At 66.9% G+C, this 580-nt stretch carries 1 protein-coding gene; it reads right to left on the reverse strand.

The genetic code is table 11. The features are described from left to right. Positions 1-107 precede the first annotated feature (107 nt). On the reverse strand, positions 108-580 hold a 473-nt coding region (locus AHiyo1_RS21840; RefSeq protein ID WP_113990740.1), incomplete at its 5' end, for an SDR family oxidoreductase.

A 580-nucleotide genomic window follows, 5' to 3' on the forward strand; every position in this document is an offset into this window, starting at 1 on the left:
ATCCTGTCGGGCGGACGTTGCCGATTCGGTGGCGGTGGAAGTCATGGTCATCCTTTGGCTTAGCGGTTGGGATTGGGTGTTCGGGCTGTTCGGGAGGACGGCCGGACCTAGAGGCTCCGGATCAGGCCCCCGTCGCAGCGAAGCGCGACGCCGGTGATGTAGGAAGCGGGGGCGCTGCAGAGGAAAGAAGCGGCGGCGCCGAACTCCTCCGGTTCGCCGTAGCGTCTGGCCGGAATGGTCTTGCGGGATTCGAGTTGGATTTCCTCGGGCGTGGTGCCACGGCGCTTGGCCGCCGCCCGGTCCAGTTCGGCGACGCGATCGGTGGCGATGCGTCCCGGCAAGATCATGTTGACCGTGACGGCGTCGAGAGCCACTTCCGCCGCAAGGGTTTTGAGGTAGCCCGCCAATGCTGCGCGGCCCGTGTTGGAGACGGCAAGGTTGGGCAGGGGTGCCACAACGCCGCTGGATCCGATGGCAAGGATCCGTCCCCAGCGCCGCTCCCGCATCCCCGGCAGGATCTTCGAGACAAGCGCGTGGTGCGGCTTCACGAGCAGCTCGAACGCGGCGGTGATGTCGTCGG

This window comes from Arthrobacter sp. Hiyo1 (assembly GCF_001263615.2).
In the GTDB taxonomy this organism is placed as follows: domain Bacteria; phylum Actinomycetota; class Actinomycetes; order Actinomycetales; family Micrococcaceae; genus Arthrobacter.